This is a genomic window from Thermodesulfovibrio sp. 3907-1M, from assembly GCF_040450955.1.
Classification (GTDB): domain Bacteria; phylum Nitrospirota; class Thermodesulfovibrionia; order Thermodesulfovibrionales; family Thermodesulfovibrionaceae; genus Thermodesulfovibrio; species Thermodesulfovibrio autotrophicus.
On the sequence record NZ_CP144373.1, the window covers coordinates 891,330 to 915,914 of the forward strand.

General features: G+C 34.6%; 23 protein-coding genes. 9 read left to right on the top strand and 14 right to left on the bottom strand.

What is annotated here, in order from left to right; genetic code table 11:
• Nucleotide 1: 1 nt before the first annotated feature.
• Nucleotides 2-424, bottom strand: coding sequence for a hypothetical protein (locus V4D30_RS04630; protein WP_353685080.1), 423 nt, complete (start codon nucleotides 422-424; stop codon nucleotides 2-4).
• A gap of 153 nt (nucleotides 425-577) precedes the next feature.
• On the opposite strand from V4D30_RS04630, the gene lon reads away from it, so the two are divergent.
• Nucleotides 578-2,581 carry an endopeptidase La gene (gene lon, locus V4D30_RS04635; protein WP_353685081.1) on the top strand — a complete coding sequence of 668 codons (2,004 nt, stop codon included), beginning with the start codon at nucleotides 578-580 and terminating at the stop codon, nucleotides 2,579-2,581.
• Between the two features lie 23 nt (nucleotides 2,582-2,604).
• On the opposite strand, the gene V4D30_RS04640 is transcribed toward lon, so the two are convergent.
• A complete protein-coding gene (locus tag V4D30_RS04640; RefSeq protein ID WP_353685082.1) occupies nucleotides 2,605-2,772 on the bottom strand; it encodes a hypothetical protein in 168 nt (55 codons plus the stop codon).
• Between the two features lie 166 nt (nucleotides 2,773-2,938).
• Here V4D30_RS04640 and V4D30_RS04645 point away from each other — a divergent pair, with 166 nt between their 5' ends.
• From V4D30_RS04645 to V4D30_RS04665, 5 genes are read left to right on the top strand one after another with little or no spacing between them, the layout of a single operon-like run.
• Nucleotides 2,939-4,399: an ATP-binding protein gene (locus tag V4D30_RS04645; RefSeq protein WP_353685083.1), complete on the top strand. Its 1,461-nt coding sequence runs from the start codon at nucleotides 2,939-2,941 to the stop codon at nucleotides 4,397-4,399.
• A gap of 1 nt (nucleotide 4,400) precedes the next feature.
• Entirely contained in the window at nucleotides 4,401-5,744 is a 1,344-nt protein-coding gene (locus V4D30_RS04650; protein ID WP_353685084.1) for a sigma-54 dependent transcriptional regulator, read from the top strand.
• A gap of 37 nt (nucleotides 5,745-5,781) precedes the next feature.
• Entirely contained in the window at nucleotides 5,782-7,485 is a 1,704-nt protein-coding gene (locus V4D30_RS04655; RefSeq protein ID WP_353685085.1) for an ATP-binding protein, read from the top strand.
• Complete coding sequence (locus V4D30_RS04660) at nucleotides 7,482-7,859, top strand: response regulator (protein WP_353685086.1); 378 nt, start codon at nucleotides 7,482-7,484, stop codon at nucleotides 7,857-7,859. Before V4D30_RS04655 ends, V4D30_RS04660 begins: the two co-directional genes overlap by 4 nt.
• On the top strand, nucleotides 7,856-8,485 hold the full coding sequence (locus V4D30_RS04665) for a hypothetical protein (RefSeq protein ID WP_353685087.1): 630 nt from the start codon (nucleotides 7,856-7,858) through the stop codon (nucleotides 8,483-8,485). Before V4D30_RS04660 ends, V4D30_RS04665 begins: the two co-directional genes overlap by 4 nt.
• 1 nt (nucleotide 8,486) lies before the next feature.
• Here V4D30_RS04665 and V4D30_RS04670 read toward each other — a convergent pair whose 3' ends face one another.
• A complete protein-coding gene (locus V4D30_RS04670; protein ID WP_353685088.1) occupies nucleotides 8,487-8,945 on the bottom strand; it encodes a response regulator in 459 nt (152 codons plus the stop codon).
• A 196-nt stretch (nucleotides 8,946-9,141) separates the two neighbouring features.
• On the opposite strand from V4D30_RS04670, the gene V4D30_RS04675 reads away from it, so the two are divergent.
• Nucleotides 9,142-10,053 carry a sulfite exporter TauE/SafE family protein gene (locus V4D30_RS04675; RefSeq protein ID WP_353685154.1) on the top strand — a complete coding sequence of 304 codons (912 nt, stop codon included), beginning with the start codon at nucleotides 9,142-9,144 and terminating at the stop codon, nucleotides 10,051-10,053.
• Nucleotides 10,054-10,065: 12 nt separating this feature from the next.
• The gene (locus V4D30_RS04680) at nucleotides 10,066-10,476 is read left to right on the top strand and encodes a hypothetical protein (RefSeq protein ID WP_353685089.1); all 411 of its coding nucleotides are present in this window, start codon (nucleotides 10,066-10,068) and stop codon (nucleotides 10,474-10,476) included.
• 50 nt (nucleotides 10,477-10,526) lie between these two features.
• Here the strand turns inward: V4D30_RS04680 and V4D30_RS04685 are convergent, their stop codons facing one another.
• From V4D30_RS04685 to V4D30_RS04695, 3 genes are read right to left on the bottom strand one after another with little or no spacing between them, the layout of a single operon-like run.
• The gene (locus V4D30_RS04685; RefSeq protein WP_353685090.1) at nucleotides 10,527-11,459 is read right to left on the bottom strand and encodes a universal stress protein; all 933 of its coding nucleotides are present in this window, start codon (nucleotides 11,457-11,459) and stop codon (nucleotides 10,527-10,529) included.
• A 17-nt stretch (nucleotides 11,460-11,476) separates the two neighbouring features.
• A complete protein-coding gene (locus V4D30_RS04690) occupies nucleotides 11,477-13,189 on the bottom strand; it encodes an ArsB/NhaD family transporter (RefSeq protein ID WP_353685091.1) in 1,713 nt (570 codons plus the stop codon).
• An 18-nt stretch (nucleotides 13,190-13,207) separates the two neighbouring features.
• Entirely contained in the window at nucleotides 13,208-13,729 is a 522-nt protein-coding gene (locus V4D30_RS04695; RefSeq protein ID WP_353685092.1) for a CBS domain-containing protein, read from the bottom strand.
• 124 nt (nucleotides 13,730-13,853) lie between these two features.
• On the opposite strand from V4D30_RS04695, the gene V4D30_RS04700 reads away from it, so the two are divergent.
• Nucleotides 13,854-16,421 (top strand): PEP/pyruvate-binding domain-containing protein, encoded by a 2,568-nt coding sequence (locus V4D30_RS04700; RefSeq protein WP_353685093.1) that lies wholly within the window; start codon nucleotides 13,854-13,856, stop codon nucleotides 16,419-16,421.
• A 30-nt stretch (nucleotides 16,422-16,451) separates the two neighbouring features.
• Here V4D30_RS04700 and V4D30_RS04705 read toward each other — a convergent pair whose 3' ends face one another.
• Genes V4D30_RS04705 through V4D30_RS04740 form a run of 8 tightly spaced genes read right to left on the bottom strand, consistent with a single transcriptional unit; the run spans nucleotide 16,452 to nucleotide 24,364 of the window.
• Nucleotides 16,452-17,378: an AEC family transporter gene (locus V4D30_RS04705; protein ID WP_353685094.1), complete on the bottom strand. Its 927-nt coding sequence runs from the start codon at nucleotides 17,376-17,378 to the stop codon at nucleotides 16,452-16,454.
• A gap of 39 nt (nucleotides 17,379-17,417) precedes the next feature.
• Nucleotides 17,418-18,767, bottom strand: a complete 1,350-nt coding sequence (gene hemG, locus V4D30_RS04710) for a protoporphyrinogen oxidase (protein ID WP_353685095.1) — start codon at nucleotides 18,765-18,767, stop codon at nucleotides 17,418-17,420.
• The gene (cobA, locus tag V4D30_RS04715; protein ID WP_353685096.1) at nucleotides 18,749-20,275 is read right to left on the bottom strand and encodes a uroporphyrinogen-III C-methyltransferase; all 1,527 of its coding nucleotides are present in this window, start codon (nucleotides 20,273-20,275) and stop codon (nucleotides 18,749-18,751) included. The genes hemG and cobA overlap by 19 nt, the downstream gene beginning before the upstream one ends.
• 32 nt (nucleotides 20,276-20,307) lie before the next feature.
• Nucleotides 20,308-21,249 carry a hydroxymethylbilane synthase gene (gene hemC, locus V4D30_RS04720; RefSeq protein WP_353685155.1) on the bottom strand — a complete coding sequence of 314 codons (942 nt, stop codon included), beginning with the start codon at nucleotides 21,247-21,249 and terminating at the stop codon, nucleotides 20,308-20,310.
• Entirely contained in the window at nucleotides 21,236-22,510 is a 1,275-nt protein-coding gene (hemA, locus tag V4D30_RS04725; protein ID WP_353685097.1) for a glutamyl-tRNA reductase, read from the bottom strand. The genes hemC and hemA overlap by 14 nt, the downstream gene beginning before the upstream one ends.
• Entirely contained in the window at nucleotides 22,507-23,313 is an 807-nt protein-coding gene (gene ccsA, locus V4D30_RS04730) for a cytochrome c biogenesis protein CcsA (RefSeq protein ID WP_353685098.1), read from the bottom strand. Before ccsA ends, hemA begins: the two co-directional genes overlap by 4 nt.
• A complete protein-coding gene (locus V4D30_RS04735) occupies nucleotides 23,313-23,999 on the bottom strand; it encodes a hypothetical protein (protein WP_353685099.1) in 687 nt (228 codons plus the stop codon). Before V4D30_RS04735 ends, ccsA begins: the two co-directional genes overlap by 1 nt.
• Nucleotides 24,000-24,001: 2 nt before the next feature.
• A complete protein-coding gene (locus tag V4D30_RS04740; protein WP_353685100.1) occupies nucleotides 24,002-24,364 on the bottom strand; it encodes a hypothetical protein in 363 nt (120 codons plus the stop codon).
• Nucleotides 24,365-24,585: the final 221 nt, after the last annotated feature.

A 24,585-nucleotide genomic window follows, 5' to 3' on the forward strand; every position in this document is an offset into this window, starting at 1 on the left:
CTTAACCTCCTATTAAATTTTTATTTGGTTGAACAAAAACTACATAACCATTTGAAAGTCTTCCCAAGATTTTTTCATCTGCTGTAACTATAAGATCAGCTCTCTCTAAAAGATTTCTTATCTTTTGTTCTGAAAAGCTATCATACTGCAAAATCTCATAGTCCACATCACCCTCCTTTAATTTTTTCATATGATTTTCTGAGACTTCTTTTTTCAACAAAACTCTTAATAGAGCATTTACTCTTTTGGTTAAATTTAAAGCGTACTTTAATGAATACTCATCCTCTTGAGTTCCTGAAATAATTACCACAATATCAGGCTTTTTCCTTAAAATTTGCTGAGCTGTATCAAACTCTCCTGCCTCGGCAAAACTGATGGCTGACATGTAGGTTTCAAATTTACTTATTAAATCTTTTATCCTCATCTTAAATTCCTCCACTTTTTTAGATAAACAATTAATATGCCAGAAATTTTATTGAGTAAATTATTTGATCTTATTAAGAAATTTTTCAGAATAAAAATTTTTATGTTGCAAATTGCATCGCCATATTTGTAAAATGCAATAAAGAAAACAAAAATGAAACTTTTCAAAAAAACAGATAAGATTGATGAAACCAGGAGTACTATAGTTGAAGAACTGAGAAGAAAAATTCTTCAATCTGGAATGCCTTCTCAGGTAAGAGATATTGCTCTTGCAGAGCTTGATCTGCTTTCAAAGATGAATCCTGCAGCAGCAGAATACACTATTACTCTAACCTACATAGAATACCTTACAACACTTCCATGGAATAAAAAAACAGCTGATAATCTTGACTTGGAAAGAGCAGAAAGAATTTTGAATGAAAGGCATTATGGTCTTTATGGTGTTAAAAATAGAATTCTTGAACATCTTGCAGTAAAAATTCTGTCTTCAAATAGGAATCCAAGAATATTAATAGTTGATGATGAAGAAATAGCGAGAAAAAATCTTGAACACATTTTAAGAAAAGAAAACTATGATGTGGTTAGTGCTAAAAATGGAGCAGAAGCTTTCAAACTTCTTGATGAGCAAGAATTTGAAATAGTGCTTACTGATATCAAAATGGAGGGATTAGATGGCTTTGCCATACTGGATAAAGTAAAGGCAAAATATCCAAATACAAAAGTTATAATGATAACAGCCTATGCCGCTGTTGATAATGCCGTTGAAGCAATAAAAAAAGGAGCCTTTCACTATATTGCCAAACCTTTTAAAATAGAAGAAATAAAACTATCAATAAAACAGGCATCAGAAGATAGAGTTTCAACAATCTCCACAAAAGGCTCCATCCTGTGCTTTGCAGGTCCACCTGGAACGGGAAAAACATCTCTCGGAAAATCAATTGCAGATGCTCTTGGAAGAAAATTTGCAAGAATCTCACTCGGTGGGATAAAAGATGAGGCAGAAATAAGAGGACACAGAAGAACCTATGCTGGTGCAAAACCCGGCAGAATAATAGAGGAAATTCGCAGAACAGGAGTTGCCAACCCTGTTTTAATGCTTGATGAAATTGATAAAATCTGTCAGGACTTCAAGGGAGACCCTGCTTCAGCGCTCCTTGAAGCTCTTGATCCTGAACAAAATCATGCATTTATTGACCATTATCTTGATGTTCCTTTTGACCTTTCTGGAGTTATGTTCATAGTAACTGCAAATATACCTGATAATATACAACCAGCTCTCCTTGACAGAATGGAAGTCATAGAGTTTTCAGGATACACAGAAGAAGAAAAGAAAAACATAGCATTAAAACATTTAATTCCTAAACAGACAACTGAGCAGGGTCTTACTGAGTTTCCTCCTGAGTTCACTGATGAGGCTATTTTAAAAATTATTCAGGAATATACAAGAGAAGCCGGGATAAGAAATCTTGAAAGAATGATCGCAACAATATGCAGAAAACTGGCAACTGAAGTTGTAAAAGGAAGTAAACCAAAAACTCCAGTAAAAATAACTCCAGAAATGGTGGAAAAATATCTTGGTCCAAGAAGATATTACTTTGAAGTGGCGGATGCAAAAAATAGGGTAGGAGTTGTAACAGGACTCGTATGGACAGAAACAGGTGGTGATATCATTTTCGTAGAAGCAGCTAAAATGAAAGGTAAAAGAGAGCTAATTCTTACTGGTTCTCTTGGAAACATAATGAGAGAATCTGCCCAGGCAGCGCTGAGCTATATAAAAAGCAATGCTTCTGTGTTTGGCATTTCAGAAGAGATATTTGAAAATCAGGACATACACATTCATGTCCCCCAGGGAGCAATTCCAAAAGATGGACCATCAGCCGGAGCAACAATAGCAATGGCTTTGATTTCTTTGTTTACAAACAGACCGGCAAAGAGGGATGTGGCAATTACTGGAGAACTTACTTTAAGTGGAAGAATACTTCCTGTTGGTGGTATTAAAGAAAAAATTTTAGCAGCAAAGAGAGCAGGAGTAAAAACAGTCATAGTTCCTCACAGAAACAAAGTAGATATTGATAATCTACCAGAGGACTTTAAAAAAGGATTGAAAATTATATTTATGGAAAAGATTGAAGATGTTGTTGATATAGTGTTGATTTAAAAAGGGGCGTGTAGCCCCTTTTACTAAGCTCTCATACGGGGTCTTATATGCTGCTGAGGTCTTACCCTGTCTTTCTTTCTATGGATATCTTGCTGTCTAAGAATTTCTCTGGCTGTATCAAACTCTCCTGCCTCAGCAAAACTAATAGCTAAAAATAAATTTTCAAAAAGTTGTGCAATTCTTTTAAACATTTTTTAAACCTCCTTATTTAAATTTTCTAATAAATAAATTAGCATTTTTTATGCCAGAAAAAATCTTCTTAATTTACCTAAGGTTTTAATATCAATAATTCTCATTAATTGTTTCAGAAATAAACTAATTGTTGCATTTTGCAATTTGTATATTTTAAATTAAACTATGTTTCCTAAAAGCATTGCACAAAAAATAATGCTTTTTTACATTACTGGAATCTTTGTTACTGTCGGTTTATCAGTAGTTGTTCTGTATGATATATGGCTAATCACACAAAAAATAGAGGTGGAAGAAAGTATCTTTAATTTATTTGAAACAATTCAGGAAATAAGAAGAACAGAGAAGAATTTTTTTCTTTACAGAAATGAAACAGACTATCGTGACAACTTAGAGTACATTAAGACTGTTAAAAATTTTATCACTGATCAAAAATTTGAAGGATTAAAGATAGAAAAATCAATAAAAAAATTATCAGATACTCTACAAAGTTACGAATCATTAATGTTACAATTAAGAGAAAAAATAAATTCTCCCTCTGGTCATAATCTTGAACAGTCAATAAGAGAAAAAGGTAAAATGCTTACTCATATAGCAGAAGATATTAAAACAACAGAACGCAAGTTAATAAAAGACAGTCTTAATAACATTTTGAAATACAGCATTTTTCTAATAATTATATTTTTTGTTATTCCTTTTATTTCTTTTGGTTTAGGACTCACAAGATTGATCTCCAAACCGTTGAAAGAACTTGAAGAGAAAATGAAAAAAATCGCTGAAGGCAAAATATACTCTATTGAAGTTAAATCTCATGATAAAGAGATTCTTTCGCTTGTGGATACTTTTAATAAGGTTTTAAAAGAACTTGAATCAAAACAAAAGCAACTGATTCAGGCTGAAAAACTCTCCTCACTTGGCACACTTCTTTCAGGAATTGCCCATGAACTAAACAATCCACTCTCAAACATTTCAACTTCCTGTCAGATACTTATTGAAGAGCTTGAAGAAGCAGATAATGAATATAAAAAAGAGCTACTTCAGGCAATAGAATCTCAGACAGAGAGAGCTAAAAACATCATAAAAACAGTTCTTGATTTTTCAAGAAGAAAAGAACTGCAAAAAGAAAATATCTCTGCACGAAACTTAATTGAAGATACAATTGTTTTAATTAAAGGTGAAATTCCAACAAAAATTAACTTAGATTTTGATGTAGAAGAAAACCTTACAATATATGCTGATAAACAACGGATTCAGCAGGTTCTTTTAAATCTCATTAAAAACGCAATCCAGGCATCTGAACCAGAAGGAGAGGTAAAAATCAGGGCTTACTCATACAGCCAGGAAGCTCTTGATAAATATCTGTTTCTTAAAAAAGAAGGAAAGTGTGTAGGAGAAATTTCTCTTAATAAAGAGTTCGTTGTCTTAGAGGTAAAAGACAATGGTCCAGGAATCCCTCAAGAGAACCTCTCAAAGATCTTTGAACCATTCTTCACCACCAAAGAAAACAAAGGTTCAGGATTGGGACTTTTTATAACACAGGAATTAATTAAAGACCATGACGGATGTATATGTGTGGACAGTGTTCTTGGACAGGGAACAACATTCGTGGTAATGCTCCCGGGACAGTAAAATGACAAAAATTCTGGTAGTGGATGATGAAAAAATAACTTTAAAAAATCTTGAACATGTCCTGAAAAAAGAAGGTTATGATGTCACAGCTACACAAAGCGGTGTGGAGGCTTTAAAACTTATTGAAAAACAACCATTTGACATAGTTTTAACTGATATAAAGATGGAAAAAGTTGATGGATTTGAAATATTAAGAAGGTGCAAAAGTCTCTATCCAGATACCGAAGTAATAATGATAACAGGTTATGCTACAGTAGAAAACGCGGTTGAAGCAATGAAGGAAGGAGCATTTTACTATATCTCAAAACCTTTCAAATTGGAAATTATTCGCAAAATTGTCAAAGAAGCCTCTGAAAAGGTGAATCTTAAAAAAGAGGTTAAACAACTCAGAGAGCAACTGGATTTTCGTGAAAAAGTCAACATAATTACTCAAAACATTAAAATGCTCAAACTTTTAGAGATTGCCCGACAGATATCTCCAACAGATTGCAACGTTTTAATTACTGGTGAATCTGGCACAGGAAAGGAACTCTTTGCAAGATATATTCACCTAAATTCTTTAAGGAAATCAGGACCTTTTTTAGCTGTCAATTGCGGAGCTTTTACAGAAGAACTTCTCAGTAATGAGCTTTTCGGACATGAAAAAGGAGCCTTTACCGGAGCTACAACACTAAAAAAAGGACTAATTGAAATGGCCTCTTCAGGCACTTTATTTCTTGACGAAATTACAGAGATGTCTCAAACAATGCAGGCTAAATTTCTTAGAATAATTCAGGAAAAAGAATTTTTCAGGTTGGGAGGAACAGAACCAATCAGTGTTGATGTAAGATTTATAGCAGCAACAAACAGGGATATTCGTGATGAGGTCAAAAAAGGAAAATTCAGAGAAGACCTTTATTACCGATTAAATGTGGTTAATCTGGAAATTCCTCCACTAAGAGAAAGAAAAGATGATGTTCCTTTACTGGTTGCATATTTTCTAAAAAAGTATTCTTCAATTATGAAAAAGGAAGTTTTTAAAATTTCAGAAGAGGCATTAAATTTACTTATAAATTATGATTATCCCGGTAATATAAGAGAACTTGAAAATATCATTGAAAGAGCAGTTGTACTTTGCAATTCATCTCAAGTGGAAGTCGAACATCTTCCAGATGATCTTAAGGAGTTAAAAATTCAAGTTTTTGTTAAAAAAGAAGGTAAATTTATGACTCTGGAAGAATTAGAAAAAGAATACATAAAATGGGTTTTAAAAGAAGTGGGCAATAAAACAGTAGCTGCTCAGATACTTGGCATTGACAGAGTATCTTTGTGGAGAAAGATGAAAAATTATGGACTTGAAGATTAATTTGTTTTGTTTTTTTATTTTGTTTATAATTTAACAGATGCCAGGTCTGATTAAGAAATTTATTACAAAACTATCGGAAGAAAGATATTTTTATTTTAAATTTAAGCTAATTCTATTAAATACTTTCTTTTCTGTGATACCTCTTATTATTGTCATCACAATTACATACTTATGGATCCATCAAATAGCTCATGATGAATTTAAAAATAACCTTAAATGGCAGATGGAAGAAACAAGGCACTCCCTTGAATTTTTTATTTCTGAAAGAATTTCTGCTCTAAGATTCCTCGTAAGTTCTTATCCTGAGGAGTATTTTACAAACGAAAAAATTTTTTCCCGGTTATTTTCTAATTTTAAAAAAGAATTTGAAGGCATTGTAGATATGGGTATAGTGGATGAGAGAGGAATTCAGATGTTATATACAGGTCCTTATAAACTTAAAGGAAAAGATTACTCACAGGCAGAATGGTTTAAAGAAATGTTTTTAAGAACAGAATATGTAACAGATGTTTTTCTTGGTTACAGAAAAATCCCACATTTTTCTATTATAGTAAAAAAGGAATCAAACTATCATAATAAATTCTGGCTCATCAGGGTTTCGTTAAATATGGACATTTTACAGAAATTTGTTTCAAATCTTGAAATTGGTAACAATGATGATGCTTTTTTTATCAATAAACAACGCATTCTTCAAACAAATTCAAAATTATTCGGTAATGTGCTTGAACCTCTGAAATTAAACAATATCACGATACAGACAGATAGAAAAAATATTACAATTTATAACATTGAATTAAATAAAAAGCAGGCTTACATAGCATATGTGCCTGTGAAAGATACTCCGTGGATACTTGTAACTGCCATATGTTCAAGACCCTACGAAAAAATTCCTTCTTTTTTTACAAAAGAGGTTATATTAATAAGTATTCTGAGCATTATTATCACTTTTTTTGTGATAACAAAATCAATAACTTCATTAATTAACAGAATACAGAAAGCAGACCACGAAAGAGAAATCGCTATTGCAAATGCCGAACACGCTGATAAACTTGCCTCTATCGGCAGGCTTGCTGCTGGAGTTGCTCATGAGATTAACAATCCTCTTGCAATTATAAATGAAAAAGCAGGACTTATGAAAGACCTTATTGAATACACTGATTTATCTCAAAACAAAGATAGATTTCTTCAACTTGTCAGTTCAATTCAGGATAATGTTGCAAGATGCAGGAGTATAACTCACAGGCTTTTAAGTTTCTCAAAAAGAATTGATAGAGGCAAAGAAGATTTCAATATAAATGAAGCAATAAAAGAAGTAGTTGGATTTATAGAGAAAGAAATCCGAACAAAAGGTATAAATATGTTTTACGATTTTCAAGAAGATTTGCCCAAAATTATATCAGATAAAGGACAGCTTCAGCAGGTCCTATTAAATATTATTAACAACGCAGTGGACGCGGTAGATCAGGGCGGAACAATTGAGATTAAAACAAAATTGAGCAACTCAAATCATATAGCAATATCAATTAAGGACAATGGACACGGAATACCAAAAGATAAATTGAAACATATTTTTGAGCCTTTTTATACTACAAAGAAAAAAGGAACAGGGCTTGGATTATACATTTCCTACGGAATTATTAAAAAACTTGGTGGTGAAATTTATGTATCAAGCGAAGTTGGAAAAGGAACAATTTTCACAATAGAAATACCAATCAATCCAGAAATGGAGGAAATTAAATGAAAAAAGCAAAACTTTTAATAATTGATGACGAATCTGAATTGGTATCTGCACTTACTGAAAGGCTGACTCTCAGAGGATATGAAGCAAATGGTGTTACAAATTTTACTGATGGAGTTAAATTTTTAAAGAAATTGCCTGATGTAGTCATATTAGACATCGGATTACCAGATATGGATGGACTGGAAGCATTAAAAAAGATAAAAGAAATCAATCCTTCCATTCAGGTAATAATGCTCTCAGGCTATGGAGATGATGAAAGAGTAAATAAAAGCCTCATGTACGGAGCATACGATTATTTAATAAAACCTGTAGAAATTGAAGAGTTAATATCAAAAATTGAAAGTGCAAAACTTAAAAAGGAGGAGATGAAATGATTGAAAAACCTTTAGCTTTTGTTGGAAAAATTATTGCAGACTTCACTCATGAAATCAATAATCATCTTGCATTAATAAAAGAATCTGCAGGGCTTATAAGTGACATATGCAAGGGTAAAAAATCAATTGATAAAAAGGAAATGCCTTATGTCATGGAAAGCATTGAGGCAATTGAGAATCAGATAAACAAAAGCGTAAATTTTATAAACTATTTCAACAGATTTGCACACAGAATGGATAACTTAAAAAGCTCCTTTAAATTGAACTATGCTATTGAGGAATTATTTGAACTTCTAAGAAGATACTCCAACAGAAAAAAAGTATCTTTAAAATATGATTTATCAGCAGACCTACCTGATATTGAAAGTTCTCCATTTATAGTTGAGTTCGCAATATTTTATGTAATAGATAGCTTTTTGAAAAAATCAAAACCAGATACAAATATTTTTCTTACAGCAAATGCAAACAATAATTTAATTACAATAACAATAAAATACAATGGTGAATTTACAGAAAATACAACATCCGAAATATGGAATATTTCAACTGTTCAGGAAATAACATCCCTCGCCAACATAAAAATTTCGTTAGAGGACAAAACAGCTACAATAGAGATACCAGTATAAACTATTTTTCCTCCTTGTTTTCCATAATTTTTCTTGCTGTGTCAAACTCTCCCTCTTCAGCAAAGGCAATCGCAGACATTGTGAGTTCAAGTTTTCTCTGATAAGCACCTTTAATCTTATCCACCAGGGTTTCAATATCAACAGGTTTTCTCAGAAATTCATAAGCTCCAAGCTTTTCTGCTTCTTCCTTGTCTTTTTCAGTTCCATGTGCAGTAAGAATAATAACCTGTGTTGTAGGATATGCCTGCCTTATCTGCCTTAAAACCTCAATTCCATCCATACCAGGCATTCTTAGGTCAAGAACAATAACATCAGGCTCCTGCTCTTTTGCATAACTTATTGCCTCTTCTCCGCTGTATACCGTATCTGGCTTAAGCTCTCTCATTTCAAGTCTTTTAGCAAGAGTTTTTACAAACTCAACTTCATCATCTACCAGCAAAACTCTCATCTGTCTTCCCATACTTACCTCCAAAATTTTTAGGTCTTTTTAAAATATTAAAAAAAATCCAAAAAAATGTAAAGAAATTATAAATTATTTGCTTATAAAAAATTATAATAACCATTTTTTGGGTCATTTATGTAATAATTTTATAATCTTACATCTAAAAAGTCAGGAGGTTAGGATGAAAATAAGATGCCTTAGTTTGCTTATTCTCATGGTTTTATCGCTGATTTCTGCTCCCTCTGCCTTTGCTGAAACAGCAACACCTGCAGACAGTTCAATGCCATGGTGGGCTTGGCCACTGATTTTGTTTATCGCAACTTTTATCCTCGGTATTTTAGCAGTGCTTGGTGGAGTTGGGGGCGGTGTTTTATTTGTTCCAATTGTTGGTGGATTTTTCCCATTTAATATGGACTTTGTCAGAGGCGCTGGTTTATTTGTAGCGCTCTCAGGCGCTCTGGCTGCAGGACCCGGACTGCTAAAAAGAGGACTTGCTGATTTAAGATTAGCCATGCCTCTTGCATTGATAGCCTCTGCATCTTCAATAGTTGGTGCGATGATAGGTCTTGCTCTTCCATCAAATATAGTAAATATAGCACTTGGCATTACAATATTATTTATTGTGGCAATAATGCTTCTCGCTAAAAAATCTGAGTATCCAGAAGTAAAAAAAGCTGATGCTTTATCACAGGCATTAAAAATAAGTGGTATTTACCATGAAATATCAACGGGAAAAGAGATTGAGTGGAAGGTTCACAGAACTCCACAGGCACTTTTTCTTTTTATAGTTATTGGAATAATGGCAGGTATGTTTGGTCTTGGTGCTGGATGGGCAAATGTTCCTGTATTGAATCTCTTAATGGGTGCTCCTTTAAAAGTCTCTGTTGCAACAAGTAAATTTCTTCTTTCAATAACTGATACATCCGCTGCATGGATTTATCTTAATAACGGCGCAGTCCTTCCAATGATTGTTGTGCCAAGTATTATTGGAATTATGCTTGGTTCTGTTGTTGGTGTAAGGATCCTTGCAATAGCAAAACCAAAAATAGTCAGATATGTTGTTATTGGAATGTTGCTTTTTGCTGGATTAAGAGCCCTACTTAAAGGACTCGGAGTATGGAAATAAAGGAGGTCAAAAATGACAAAACATGAAATTAAAGAAGAACAGATTGCATATGCAAAATGGCTTGACTGGGGAATGAAAATTGGGCTTCTTTTGCTCATCATTACTTTTATAATTTACATTACAGGCATACTTCCTCCTCAGATACCCATATCTGAGCTTCCAAAATACTGGAAACTCAAAGCCTATAAATATTTATCTTCAGCAGGACTTCAACCTGGCTGGGCATGGTTAAGTATGACTACTAAAGGAGATTTTTTAAACTTTTTGCCTATTGCCTTGCTTGGTGCTGTTACAATTTTTTGTTATATAAGAATTCTACCTATTTTCTTAAAGCAAAAAGATATAGCTTACTTTATCTTTGCCTTTGTTGAGTGTTTAATTTTGCTCCTTGCAGCATCAGGATTTTTACATGTGGGGCATTAGTAAAATCCACAGGAGGCAAGCCTCCTGTGGATTAAAAATTTTTTATATCACTACTGGTTAACTATTGCCACTGTTGGTTCAAGGCATTTATTTATCACCGATGAGCTTACACCACCAAGAACAAGGTCTTTCATTGCAGTTCGTCCCTTTCTTCCCATAATTATCAGACTGTAGCCACCCTCTTCAATCTCCTTTAAAATTTCATCAACTGGAAATCCTGCTCTGCTTTTCGTCGATATTAACTGCTCAGGAATACCTTCTTCACAAAATCTTCTTTTTGCTTTATTAAGAATCTCTTCTGCCTCTGCCTCAGGGTCTATTCCCTGTCTTACTCTTTCAAGATAAAGGGAAACATTTATTACTCTTAAAACTGTGATATTTTCTATGCCTTTTACTGTTTTTGCAAGACATACTGCATGTTCCACTGCTTTCATTGAGTACTGAGAACCATCAACGGGAACTAAAATCCTTGAAACAGGGTTCTGTTCTGAAATCTTCTGTCCAACAAGATAGATGTTCTGATTCAGCAAGCCATGAATAACTTTATTTGACACACTGCCAATAATTAAGCTTTTTAGCTCTGACATGCCTCTACGAGCAAGAATCACTGTCTGAAAGCCCTCCTTAAGGGCAATTTCAATTATCTTATTACCGGGGTCACCTTCTTCTATTCTCTTTACTATCTCTCCTTTTACTCCTGCAGTTTTAAGAATGCTCTCATAATCATTCAAAAAAGGAGTGATATTTTCTTCAATGTGTTTCGCTCTGATCTTTTTAAAAACTTCTGTGCCTTTTATGAGCTCCGCCCTAAAATCAATGTTTTTCATATGTTCACTAAGATATCCTCCAGCCATTACATAAAGAATTGTAATGCCTGAACCCTCAACTTCAGAAAGGACTGCTCCAGCAAATTTTATAGCTCTCCTTGAGTTGTCACTTCTATCAACAGGCAGTAAAACCCTTTCAAAAGGACTGCTTATCATATCTTAACCTCCTCAAATTAGTAAAAAATCAAAAGCCATACATTACATATTGCCACACTTATTAGCATATACAAAAAAGCATACTTAAAGAAACCAAAAAAGCTTATTCTGTAACCAGCTGCCTCCGTAATTCCTACTGTTACCACATTTGCAGAAGCACCAATCATTGTTCCATTTCCACCAAAACATGCTCCAAGAGCAAGTGCCCACCACAGAACATTGCTTTCTGCTCCAGGGATAACCTTTGTAAGATAGGCAACAATGGGAAGCATGGTAGCAGTAAATGGAATGTTGTCAACAAAGGCACTCATTATTGCAGAAACCCACAAAATCAAGCATATCGCAACAGTAAGATTTCCCGCTGAAAGCTGATGAACCCAGTCTGCAATAACAGCAAGAAGTCCAGCTTCTTCAACAGCACCAACAATTATGAAAAGGAATATAAAAAATAGAAGAGTTGTCCATTCAATGTCCTTTTCAATTAGTTCAAGCATTTTAACTTTCTTTGTTACTACTGCATATGTAAAAAGAAGCCCTGCACCAAAGAGTGCTGGAATACTTACCTCCATATGCCATATTCCATGAGTTGCAAAGAAGGATACCACAACTGCCATTATAAAGAGTCCATAGCCAAGAAGTGTTTTATCAGTAATTTTGTATTCTTCCCTGAGATAGCTTATGAAGGCATTGATATCATCAGCTCTTCCTTTTTTGTATTCCTTTGAATAAAAGAATTTGTTGTAGAAAACAAGGGCAATCATACTTATAAGTACAACTGGAGTAAGGGCATATACAAATTGCATGAATGTAAGCCCTGTGTAGGAGCCGATCATTATGTTTGGGGGATCACCGATAAGAGTTGCTGTTCCACCAACATTTGATGCCATAATGCCGGGAATTAAGAGTGATAAAGGATTAATCTTCAATGCAGTTGCTATCTCTATAAGAACAGGAGTGTAAAGAAGCATTGTTGTGACATTGTCAAGAAAAGCAGAGGTAATTGCAATAAAAAAGCATGATATTACAGCAAGAATCATTACATTACCTCTTGCAATCTTATAGGAGATGTAAGCACACCACTGAAAAACTCCTGTGTGTTTCAAAACTCCGATGATGATCATCATTCCCATAAGAAGAAGTATGACATTCATATCAATTGCCTGAATTGCTCTCTCAAAGGATATTATCTTAAACTCTGGATTAAAAGTTCCAAGTGTATAGGTAAGTATAAGCATTGTTGCTGCACCAATCATGGCAGCCACTGTTCTGTGGAGAAGCTCAAAGGAAATCAGGGCATAGGCAATCAAGAAAACAGCTGTGGCAATCCAGAAAGCAGGTCCGAGATGACGTTGAATGATTATGTCTTTGCTTATATAGAACTCATTTCCTTTAACTGCAAAATCCTCTTTTTTGAAATCTACAGTGGTTGTCTTGTAAGAACTTTTTACAATCTCAATCTGTATTTTTGCTGTATCAACCAGACCCTTTGGAAGACTAAAGGCTATTTGAAAAGTTCCGTGAGAAGAACTAAGAATTTTTTCTTTATTGTTTTTTAATTTATAAGGACTGCTATTAACAAGCAACCTCAGCACAGCTCCTTTTACAGGCTCTCCGTGTGCATTCAGTATTGTTCCTGATATGTAAAATATGTTGTCTGCATCATTAGAAGCAAAAGCAGAACCACTTAAAACAAGCACTGTAAGCAGTAAAAATATAAATAGTCTCTTCATCGTAATTTCCGTTTTTTGTTATTCTTTAATTATCTCTTCCGAAATCGCATCAAAGACTTCAACCATTCTTACAATTCCGACAAGTTTTTTGTTGTCTTCAATAACTGGCAACAAAGCTAAATCAAAATGAATCATCAGATAAGCAGCCTTTGTAACAGGGTCACTGGGGTCAACAAAATGCTTTGCAGGAACCATTATCTCGCTTACAGGTTTCTGGGCAAGTTTTTTTGATTCTTCTCTGAAGAGATCATCCCAGACAACTGCGAAAACTGTTTTTCCCTCATCTAAAGCCGACACTTCTGGTAAAGGTTTAAGCAATACAGGTTCAATTCCTTTTAAAATATCCTTAAGTGTTGCAGTCCCTAAAAGATTATACTTTTCATCAAACACCAGTATAGCAAGCGGATCTGTGTGCTTCTTAGTTTGAATAAAAGAAGCTTTAACAACTTTAATAACCTGCTCAATGTTAAACCAGTAAGGGATATGAGGATATTCAAATATTTCCAACATAACATCTTTTACTAATTTTTTGTCTGTCATTTTCCACCTCCTGAGTTTTATAATGCTTTCCTCTGAAAACTATTTTATCGGCTTATTAATTGAGTCGTCTTACTTTTTAATGTATCATACTTACAAATTAATTTGAAATTATTTATAATTTAAAATGATGGATTTTTTCGGAGTTTTTAAATCAAAATCTAAAAAAATAGAGGAGAAAGAAAAACTGAGAGCAGTTTTAAAAGAAAAATACTTTTATTTTAAAAAAGTCCTTAATGAAAATAACCATGCTCTAAGTATAATGGCGGACCTTGAAGAAAAACTCAGTGGTGAATACATTTTTGATAGACATTATATCCAGACGAATGTGAATGAAGTCTCAGAAGCAGTTTATGAAATAATAAAAAATTTAAATATACTTTCTGATGGGAAATATTCTGAATTAGAAAAGGTTTATATTCAGCTAAGAGAAAAAATAGAAAAAATTTTAACTCCTAAAATAGAAATTCCAGCAACTGATTTTACAATTCCAATTGAAAAGCTTGATAAAGATTCTGTATTAATTGCAGGTGGTAAAATTTCTCATCTTGCAGAGCTTAAAAATATTCTTCAAATACCCACACCTGAAGGATTTGCAATCACTTCACATGCATTCATAAAATTTCTTGAAAAAGCCCGGTTAAAAGAAAAAATATCTGAAATTCTAAGAAACATCAACCTTGCTAAAATTGATGAACTGAATGAAGGAAGCAGAAAAATTCAGGAATTGATTGTAAATTCACAAATTCCTGAAGAAATTGAAGATTCAATAAAATTAGCCTATGAAAACTTATGTAAAAAATTTAGCAGAAAATGTAAGGTTTCAGTAAGAAGCAGCGCAATCCATGAAGACTCTGAATTCAGCTTTGCAGGTCAGTACTCCTCTTTTTTAAATGTTCCTGAAGAATTAATTATCAACCATTACAAAAAAGTTATTGCAAGCCTGTTTAATACGCGGGCAATTTTTTATTATAAAACAAAGGGTTTTTCTGAAAATGAAATGGTGATGGCAGCAGGAGTTCTCTCCATGATAAATGCTAAGGTAGCTGGTATCATTTATTCAAAAAATCCAGATAATCCTGAAAGTGATAACATTATAATTAATGCAGTTAAAGGACTCGGTAAATTAGCAGTTGATGGAACAGTAACAGCAGAAACCTATGTAGTTAGTAAAAAAGGCGAAATTATAGAAAAACTTCCTGGCAGACAAAATAAAATGCTTATATGTAAAGAACAGGGAGGTATAGAAGAAGTTCCTTTACCTGACACTGCTACGCAGCTTTCTTTAAGCAATGAACAGGTTATAGAATTATCTAAAATAGCAACAAAAATTGAACAATATTATGAATCTCCCCAGGACATTGAATGGGCAATTGATGAAGAAGACAATATTTTTATTCTTCAGGCAAGACCCTTAAAAATAAGTACATTAAAATTACTTGAAAAAAAACTCTTTCAGGAAAAGCAATTATTACCAGCCCGTGTAGATGGCTATAAGGTTCTCCTTGACAGAGGAATTACTGCCTGCAAAGGTGTAGGATATGGAAAAGCTTTTATTTTGCAATCAGAAGAACAACTTAATGATTTTCCTGAAGGGCATGTGCTTGTGGCAAGACACACAAATCCAAAATATGTAGTCATAATGAATAAAGCAGCAGCAATTGTTACTGATGTGGGAAGTCCAACAGGTCATATGGCTTCTCTTTCAAGAGAATATAATGTGCCAACACTAATTAATACTGAGATTGCAACAAAAACAATAAAACATGGACAGGAAATAACTGTTGATGCAATTAATCGCATAATTTATGAAGGAAAAGTTACAAAACTTATTGAAGCCTACAAAAAACAAAAACAACCGTTTAAAGAAACGGTAATTTATAAAACTCTTGAAAAAGTTTTAAAATTCATTGTTCCTCTTTATCTTGTTGACCCAAACTCAGAGGATTTTAAACCTGAAAACTGCAAAACCTATCACGATATTACAAGATTTTGCCATGAAATGGTCATGCATGAGATGTTTACAATGTGGGAGAAGTATGAAAACAGCGAAATCCATGCTGTTCCACTTCTGGCAGGAATTCCAATCGGGATTTTAGTTCTTGATATAGAGGAAGGTTTAAAAGAAGGTCTAAAAAAAGCCACCCCAGAAGATATAACTTCAATTCCTCTTAAAGCACTGCTTAGAGGAATGCAATCAATGCAGTGGCCCGGTCCTCCTCCTGTTGATGCAAAGGGATTTCTTGAGATGGTTGCCCATACAGTTTCCATTCCTGAAGACGAACTGAAAGAAACAGGGAAAAAAAGCTTTTGTATTGTTACAAAAAACTATATGAACTTCAGCATTCGTCTTGGTTATCATCTATCAATGATTGAAGCCTATACAGGAGAAAATATAAACGACAACTATATTAAATTTTTCTTTAAAGGTGGAGGCTCAGGACTTGATAGAAGACTAAGAAGAGTAAAACTTATAACTGAAATTCTCAAAAAAATGGGATTCAGGATTTCTATAAAAGAAGACATTATAGATGCCATATTAACAAAATATGACATCCCTACAATTGAAAAAAAACTTGAAATACTCGGGAAACTAACAGCTTATACAAAACAGCTTGATATGGTACTGTTCAATGATATAGTTACTCAGATGTACATAGATGAATTTATAAAAAAACATATGAAGGATGTATAAGTCAAAAAGCCATTTTAAACAAAGAAATAATTAAAAAATTCCTGCAAATATTACAAAAAATGATAAAAAACTAACCGTAGTAAGAAAAATCATCTCAATGGCTGTTCTTAAATCTACACCAAAGGCTGTTGCGAAAATCATACTGAGAATCATTGAAGGCATTGCTGCATCTATAATACAAACATTAAGTGGTACACCTGAAAGTCCTGTAAGACTACCAAAAGAAAGAGCAAGAAAGGGAGATACTATTATCTTAATTATTATAGCAGGCAAAAGTAGAGCAAACCTTTGGGGTGGAACTGCTTTAATTGAAATACCAACAATTACAAGCATTAAATAAGTGACATAGCTTGAAATCGCTTTTAAAGTAACGATTAATAAATCCGGCAAAGGTATGTTTAATTCTCTAAAACTAAGACCAATTAACAATCCCCAGATAGGTGGAATCTTAAGAATTGTTAAAAAAGAATCTTTCAGCTTAAAACTCTTTGCCTTGCCATACTTCATGCATACCGCAACAGCAACTGTCCATGTAAGAGGTGTGCTTGCCAGAAAGTCATAACTAAAGGCATAGCTCATACCTTCTGCTCCATAAAGCTTTGTTAAAATTGGCAAACCAATGTAAAGAACATTTCCAAAGGCAGAACACATTATCAGAGAACCAATTACTTCAGGCTTTATATCTTTTATGGAAGCTATTTTTTTATAAATCAGCCATGACAGAGCAACGCAACTTAGTATCGTGAAATTTGCAACCAGTGAAATCTTTAAATGACTTAGACTGAATGGCATTGTGTATGTGGTTTTAAAACAGACAAAGGGAATTATATAGTAAAAAACAAAGTAGTTGATTCTATCACGGATTGAATCAATCTTTTCAGGAGAAATACCTGAAACTGTAAGCAAAAATCTCAGGGCTAAACCTGCGAAAATAAACAGAAAAATTTCAAAAAGCATAGTATCCTATAAGCAAAAGCTGGCTTTCATTCTTTTAAGTTATATACAGATTCTTTCGGAAAGCTTCAGAGAGTTTTCAATGCAGTCATTCACGCTAACACCCCTGTAAGCATTACCTGTAAGATAAAGTCCTGGAAATCTTTGCAGCCTTTGCTCAATCTTCATAAGTTTTTCTTCATGTCCCAGTTCATACTGGGGAATTGCCTTTTCCCATCGGAATATCTTTACAAAATCAGGATCTCCTTTGATTTGAAGAATTTCCCTTAATTCCGTCAGAGCTGTATCAATGAGCTTTTCATCAGGAAGCATTGCAAGCTCTGGTGCTCTTCTACCACCTATCATGCTTCTTAATAAAACATAACCCTCTGGCGCTCTGTTTGGGAAGATAGTTGAGTCAAAAAGTGTGCCGAGAATCTTTCTCTTTTCTCTGTAAGGAATTAAAAATCCATAAAGAGATGTGCCAAATCCTACTCTTTCCTTTTTAAATCCGAAGGCAACTACACTTAAGGGTGGATAGGGAATGGTTTTTAAAGTATCTGAGACTTCCCTGTCAAGCTCTTTCAGTATCTCTGATGCCTCATGGGCAGGACATGCAAGAATAACCTTTTCTGCCTCAATCTTTCCGTCATCAAAATAGACAGTATAAAAGCCGTTATTTTTAGCTATTTTTACAACCGTTTTACCTTTTATGATTATTGATGAAAGTTTACTTTCAAGAGCCTTTATTAACTCTGACATGCCGCCTTTAAAGGACATCAGGACAGCTTCAGGCTGAGCCTTTACATCTTTCTTTTCTTTTTTTAGAGCAAGCAATCCCTTTATAAGACCACCGTATTTTTTTTCAAGATAGTAAACCTTAGGAAAACAGCTTTTCATACTCATCTTTGAAGGGTCTCCAGCATATATTCCCGTTGACATGGCATCAATGAGCTTTTCGTAAAACTCCCTTCCCACTCTTCTTGATACAAAGCTTTCCACTGTTTCATCCTTTTCCTCTTTAAGTGCAGGAATAAAGTATTCTCCTATCATTCTTAATTTCCCTAAAAGGGAAAGTACTGGAGACAGGAAAAACTTAACAGGATTATCAGGAACTTTTATAAGCCTGCCATTTATGAGAATGTATCTAAGTTTTGAATCCTCACTTCCTTTTAATGGTTCAATGCCCAATTCCTTTGAAAGTGCAATTGTTGAAGGCTTATTGCTGAGAAACCCATTAACTCCACCTTCGCAAAGGAAACCAGATACATTTTCAGTGACTATTTTCCCGCCTGCTCTTTTTTCTGCTTCAATTAGTTTAATATCAACTTCAGGCTTTCTTTTCAGTAAAAAGTATGCAAGGCTTAATCCTGAAATGCCTCCACCAACGATAACTACTTCTGCCTTACCCATTTAATTATAGCCTCCACCATGTCTTTTATTGTTGATTTTTCAGGCATTATGCTAACCCTGTAGCCAGCATCTTCAATTGCCTTTGCAGTTGTCCTTCCAATTGCTGCAATCGTTACATCTTTAAGCATCTCCTTTGCATCATCTTTAAGAATATCAATCAAATTCATAAAGCTTGAAGGAGATGTAAATGTGGCAATCGTTATTCTGCCTTCTCTTAAAAATCTTACAAGCCTTTTCCCATGCTCTGTTGGTTTTACTGTTCTGTATGTAATTGGGGCATCCACTTTTATTCCAAGAGATTCCATCTCTTCAACAAAACCTTTAAGTGCAATATCAGACCGGGGATATAGGATTCTTATCCTGTCATTCCGAGGCATTAGCTGAGAAATCTCCTCCTTAAAAATTTTTGTCAGAGCCTCAGAATTATACTCATCAGGAACTATGTCAGCATTTATTCCATAAGCTTTTAAGCTCTTTTCTGTTTCTCTGCCAATTGCACAGACTGTAATTCCCTTTAAATCTCTCATATCCCTGCCAATAGCTAAAAATCTTTCAAAGAAAAATTTAACTGCCCGTGGTGATGGAAATACTATGAAGTTGTAAGTCTCTATCTCTTTTATTGCTCTGTCAAGCTCTGAAAAATCCTCAGGAGGCAAAAAATCAATTGTAGGGAAAACAAACAACTCTGCTCCCATGTCTTCCAGTTTCAGATACTCATCACTTAGTTGCCTTGTAACAAGAATTCTCTGCCCGTGAAGGGGCTTTTTCTCATACCAGTTGAGTTTCTCCCTGAGTCTTACAACATCACCAATAACAAGAATTGCAGGTGGTGAGATTTTATGCTCCTTTGCAAGTGATGCAATCTCTGATATTGTTCCAGTAATCACCTTCTGCTCAGGTCTTGTTCCCCAGCGAATTATAGCTGAAGGTGTCTCTGCAGACAATCCTTCATCAATTAATTTATTCGTAATTGTATCAAGATTCTTAACACACATGAGAAAAATCATGGTTTCAGACTGATTTGATGCCCTTATGTGTGTGAAAATCCTATGCTGTTTTGAAAGATCTTCATTCCCTGTGATAACTGTAAAGGCTGAAGCAACTCTGCGATGGGTAACAGGAATTCCTGCATATGCTGGAACCGCAATAACTGAGCTTATTCCCGGAACTATCTCAAAATCAATTCCCTCTTGTACAAGAATTTCTACCTCTTCACCACCTCTGCCAAATACAAAGGGGTCACCACCTTTGAGTCTACATACGGTTTTGCCTTCCTTTGCTCTATTCACCAAAACAGCATTTATCTCATCCTGAGTCATCTCATGGTGTCCGCCTCTTTTCCCAGCGTAGACAAACTCCGCATCTTTCCTTGCATAGGTTAAAAGTCTTGGATTTATATGAAAATCATAAACAATGCAGTCTGCCTGCTGAATTGCCCTTATACCTTTAAGGGTAATCAATCCAGCATCTCCAGGTCCTGCACCAACAAGATAAACTTTACCTTTCACTTGTTTACCTCCGCTTTTTCAAATGAAACTGTTTAAAAATTTGTAATTTCAAGTATCCTGCTTCCGCCCCTTTCAAGTAGTTCTTTTGCAAGCTCTACACCGAGATTTTGAGCCTGAGATATGCTCCCTTCACGAAATCCTCTTATTATGGGGATTTTACCTTCAGGGTCACCTATCATGCCTGCTATTTTTATAAATTTTGTTCCATCATCATGTATAATCTTTGCATGACAGGCAAGAGGAACCTGACATCCTCCTCCCACAACAGATAAAAAAGCTCTCTCTGCAATAACGCAGATTGCTGTCTCTTCATGATTAAGGGGTTTTATAATCTCATTTACAAAATCATCATCAATTCTTGTTTCAATGCCGATTGCTCCCTGACCTATGGCAGGAATCATTAAATCCTCTGAAAGACTCTCTGTAACCAAATGCTCAAAGCCCATTCTTTTTAAGCCAGCCATAGCAAGAATAATTGCATGAAACTTGCCTTCTTTAAGCTTTCTTAATCTTGTATCCACATTGCCTCTCAGTGAAGCTATATTTAAATCACTTCTTAATGCTTTAAGCTGAACAGCTCTTCTGAGACTGCTTGTTCCCACAGTAGCTCCCACTTCAAGCTCTTTTAAAGACTTCCCATCAATGCTTATGAAGGCATCTTTCGGGTCCTCTCTCTCACATATGGCTGAAATATGTAATCCTTCTGGAATCTCTACGGGAACATCTTTCATGCTATGCACTGCGATGTCAACTCTGCCTGAAAGCAATGCCTCCTCTATCTCCTTTACAAACAAGCCTTTGCCACCAATCTTTGCCAAAGGTGCATCAAGTATTTTGTCTCCTGTTGTTTTAATCTTTTCTATCTCAATCTTTAAATCTGGATAAAGATTTTCAAGCTTTTCCTTAACCCAGTTTGCCTGCCACACTGCAAGTTTACTACCCCGAGTGCCAATGATTAACTTATTCCTCTTCACTGTCAAGTCCGAATAACCTCCTTGCTGCAAAAATAAGAATCTCCTTGCTATCACAGTTGTTTTTCAATGCAACAGTTGGAGAATGCATTATCTTGTTTATTATGCTTTGAGTGAGATAATCCACAGAGGCTAAAACCTCTGGTGAAAGTTCTTTAAAACGGGCTTTAAATTTTTCAAGTTCTTCCTGCCTTACCTGTTCAGCCTTATTTCTGATTGAAACAATAACTGGCACGCTTTGAAGTGAGTTAAGCCATTGAAAGAACTTTTCTGTTTCTTCCTCTATAATACTTAAAGCCTTATCTGCCTCCTTTTTTCTTTCAAGAATGTTGGAGTCCACCACATCCTGAAGGTCATCTATGTTGTAAAGATAGACATTATCAAGCTCATTACATGCAGGATCAATGTTTCTTGGCACTGATATATCAATTAAGAAAAGAGGCTTATGCTTTCTTAAAAGCATAACTTCTTTAATCATCTGCTCTGTTATAACATAGTTGGGAGCACCTGTGGAGCATATAATGATGTCAGACCTTGCAATATGCTCTTTAAGGTTTTCAAATGGAACTGCTGTGCCGCTGAACTCTCTTGCAAGCTCTTCTGCACGAGCATATGTTCTGTTTGTAACATAAACATTTTTTATTCCACTTCCTATGAGATGACGTATTGCAAGCTCTGCCATCTCACCAGCTCCCACAAGAAGTATGAATTTCTTTGAAAGCTCATCAAAGACTTTTTTAATAAGTCCTACTGCTGCATAGCTTACAGATACTGGGTTTTCTCCAATTCTTGTTTCATTTCTCACTCTTTTAGCTGTAAAAAGTGCTCTGTTCATTAAGTGATTGAGTATTAAGGAAGTAGCCCTCTCTGAAAGTGCTATCTCATAAGAGTCTTTCACCTGTCCTGTAATCTGGGGCTCTCCAACAATCATTGAGTCAAGGCTTGATGCGACCTTAAAAAGATGACTTACTGCATCTCTGTCAATGTAAATGTAAAGATACTCTTCAAAATCCTTTATAGGAATATTGTGAAAATCTGAGAGAAAATGCTTTATCTTTTCTATAATGCTTTCATTTTCCTCGTTAGAGTAAGCATAGACTTCAACCCTGTTACATGTTGAAAAAATTACAGCTTCATTAATGCCCTCAGTCTGAATTAATCTCTTTAAACCTTCCCTGATAGTTTCCTGTGTATTAAAGGCAAGCTTTTCTCTTATCTCAACAGGTGCTGTCTTATGATTCAGTCCTAAAACTATTAAGCTCATAACGGTTTATGAAAACTCTCTGTTAAAAGATTTATACCAAAAAAGCCAAATATAACAAGAAGAAAACCCACTATTGTAAGATAGGCTGCTTTTTTCTTTCTCCAGTCACCCTTTACCCTGAGATAAAAAATTGTAAGATAAACAATCCATATTAAGAAACTCCATATTTCCTTAGGATCAAAACGAAAACCCAGTAAACTGACATATTTAATCATACCTATGACAAGGGCAAAGGTATAAATTGGGAATCCCCAGAATACAAGACGGTAGTTTATTCTGTCAAGAATCTCAAGGCTTGGCAAGATTCTGTCAATGCCTCCGAATTTTTTGTATTTTATTGCCCTTTCCTGAATAAGATAAAGAACGCTGAAAATAAATGCTATGCTGAATAAAGCTATGCCAAAAACTGCCATCAGAGCATGAAAATCAATTAAAAGACTTTTTAACTCAGGTTTAACAGAAGGAATGCTTCTCGGGAAAAAGGCACTTACAAACATGAAGGCAAAACTCAGAATCACTCCAAAATTCAAAACCCTTGCTTTATATGAAAATCTGATGCAGAGAGATATTAAAAGAATGCTCCACGCAAAAAATGAGGTTGCCTCATGCATTGAAAAAACAGGTGCCTGCCCTGATTTTATGTATCTTACGGCAAGATAAACCGTATGAAGTGCCAAACCTCCCACGCTCAGTAAGAAAACAGCCTCGTCAAGGTCATCCTTTTTTCTTACAATTCCAGCAAGGCTTAAAAGAAAACCAGCGAAATAAAGCGTAAGTGCAAGCTCAAAAAAAATAGTTCCCATCAGAAACAGCCAAGCTCACACTTACGGATTTTTATCTTGAGTTCATTCGCTGCTCTTCCAACTTCAATGTAGGGAACTCCTACTTCTTCAGCAATCTTTCTTGCTTCTGCACATGTAATCTTTCCGCTATTACTTCTTTCTTTAAGAAGTTTTTCAATAAGTTTTTTCTGCTGAATTTTTTCAATCTCTTCCATAACTTCCTCCATAGAGTATTTTCCTTCAATAACTATGTCAGCTATCTCTAAAATAGCCTTACCTGAAGGTTTTATGTGCTCATCATTTTGACCTTTAAGAAATATTATAACATCAGGCTGCATAATTCTTACCAGAGAATTACCCTCAATGATGACAACCGCTTTTTTTTTATTATTCTGAGACATATGCCCAAAAAACTCCTCTTTTAACCTTTCAGAAATCTCTGGCAGATCATTTTCTGTAGCCTTTAACCAGTAAACATTGTCTGCTCCAGCTTTTTTTAATCGGGACGTATCTTTTCCTTCCTCTTCAATAATTGAAGGCTCTGTTACGATTGAGGAATAGAGAGATGTTTTTGTGTATTTTATTGCAATGATATTAATTTGAGCAGAAAATTGTTTTTTTATACTCTTTATAAAACTCTCTATGAAAGAGGTCTTACCAATCCCGCTTTTACTTCCACTAACTCCTATGCTTAGAGGAAAAAACATTCTTATGAACTCTTTAACATAGCCCCGATCTCTTCTAATCTGGTTTCATGTTCTTTAAGTTTATTTGATATGACCGTTTTTTCCTCATAAATCTTTATTATCGTATCATTCTGTCTTGCTATGTAATCAAAGTCATAGAATCTTAATTTACTTTTTATTTCAACTATCTGTCTCTCCAATTCATACAGATAAAGCCTTACTCCTTCTCTTATTTTTTCAATAGCATCACTCAATCGCCTTTCAAACTCAAGAAAGTCCTCCTTGGTGGCAAAGGCTTTCAGATTCTCCCTCAATTCCTCTTTTAAAAGCTTGATTCCCTGCCTTACTGCCTCTCTTATTAAATTTGATAAGGTTTTCTCATCCATGACAGTCTCCTTGAATTAGAGTTAGACTACGTAATTATAATAAAGTCATGCTATAAATCGTCAATGGTGGGGGACGTTATTCATCCCTCCTAATTTAAATCCTCTATTTTCACTTAATCCTAAATCTTGATTTTTTCTGGAGAATTCATTTAACTTATCATCGTTAATATCATCCAGACTTTGAAGCCTGATGTTCCGTTCAGGAAGAGGAAAGGGAATAT

Excerpts from the sequence above, each read along its gene's own strand:
- V4D30_RS04630 (WP_353685080.1), bottom strand. The coding sequence starts at position 424 with ATGAGGATAAAAGATTTAATAAGTAAATTTGAAACCTACATGTCAGCC.
- lon (WP_353685081.1), top strand. The coding sequence starts at position 578 with ATGAAACTTTTCAAAAAAACAGATAAGATTGATGAAACCAGGAGTACT.
- V4D30_RS04640 (WP_353685082.1), bottom strand. The coding sequence starts at position 2,772 with ATGTTTAAAAGAATTGCACAACTTTTTGAAAATTTATTTTTAGCTATT.
- V4D30_RS04645 (WP_353685083.1), top strand. The coding sequence starts at position 2,939 with ATGTTTCCTAAAAGCATTGCACAAAAAATAATGCTTTTTTACATTACT.
- V4D30_RS04650 (WP_353685084.1), top strand. The coding sequence starts at position 4,401 with ATGACAAAAATTCTGGTAGTGGATGATGAAAAAATAACTTTAAAAAAT.
- V4D30_RS04655 (WP_353685085.1), top strand. The coding sequence starts at position 5,782 with ATGCCAGGTCTGATTAAGAAATTTATTACAAAACTATCGGAAGAAAGA.
- V4D30_RS04660 (WP_353685086.1), top strand. The coding sequence starts at position 7,482 with ATGAAAAAAGCAAAACTTTTAATAATTGATGACGAATCTGAATTGGTA.
- V4D30_RS04665 (WP_353685087.1), top strand. The coding sequence starts at position 7,856 with ATGATTGAAAAACCTTTAGCTTTTGTTGGAAAAATTATTGCAGACTTC.
- V4D30_RS04670 (WP_353685088.1), bottom strand. The coding sequence starts at position 8,945 with ATGGGAAGACAGATGAGAGTTTTGCTGGTAGATGATGAAGTTGAGTTT.
- V4D30_RS04675 (WP_353685154.1), top strand. The coding sequence starts at position 9,142 with ATGGTTTTATCGCTGATTTCTGCTCCCTCTGCCTTTGCTGAAACAGCA.
- V4D30_RS04680 (WP_353685089.1), top strand. The coding sequence starts at position 10,066 with ATGACAAAACATGAAATTAAAGAAGAACAGATTGCATATGCAAAATGG.
- V4D30_RS04685 (WP_353685090.1), bottom strand. The coding sequence starts at position 11,459 with ATGATAAGCAGTCCTTTTGAAAGGGTTTTACTGCCTGTTGATAGAAGT.
- V4D30_RS04690 (WP_353685091.1), bottom strand. The coding sequence starts at position 13,189 with ATGAAGAGACTATTTATATTTTTACTGCTTACAGTGCTTGTTTTAAGT.
- V4D30_RS04695 (WP_353685092.1), bottom strand. The coding sequence starts at position 13,729 with ATGACAGACAAAAAATTAGTAAAAGATGTTATGTTGGAAATATTTGAA.
- V4D30_RS04700 (WP_353685093.1), top strand. The coding sequence starts at position 13,854 with ATGATGGATTTTTTCGGAGTTTTTAAATCAAAATCTAAAAAAATAGAG.
- V4D30_RS04705 (WP_353685094.1), bottom strand. The coding sequence starts at position 17,378 with ATGCTTTTTGAAATTTTTCTGTTTATTTTCGCAGGTTTAGCCCTGAGA.
- hemG (WP_353685095.1), bottom strand. The coding sequence starts at position 18,767 with ATGGGTAAGGCAGAAGTAGTTATCGTTGGTGGAGGCATTTCAGGATTA.
- hemA (WP_353685097.1), bottom strand. The coding sequence starts at position 22,510 with ATGAGCTTAATAGTTTTAGGACTGAATCATAAGACAGCACCTGTTGAG.
- ccsA (WP_353685098.1), bottom strand. The coding sequence starts at position 23,313 with ATGGGAACTATTTTTTTTGAGCTTGCACTTACGCTTTATTTCGCTGGT.
- V4D30_RS04735 (WP_353685099.1), bottom strand. The coding sequence starts at position 23,999 with ATGTTTTTTCCTCTAAGCATAGGAGTTAGTGGAAGTAAAAGCGGGATT.
- V4D30_RS04740 (WP_353685100.1), bottom strand. The coding sequence starts at position 24,364 with ATGGATGAGAAAACCTTATCAAATTTAATAAGAGAGGCAGTAAGGCAG.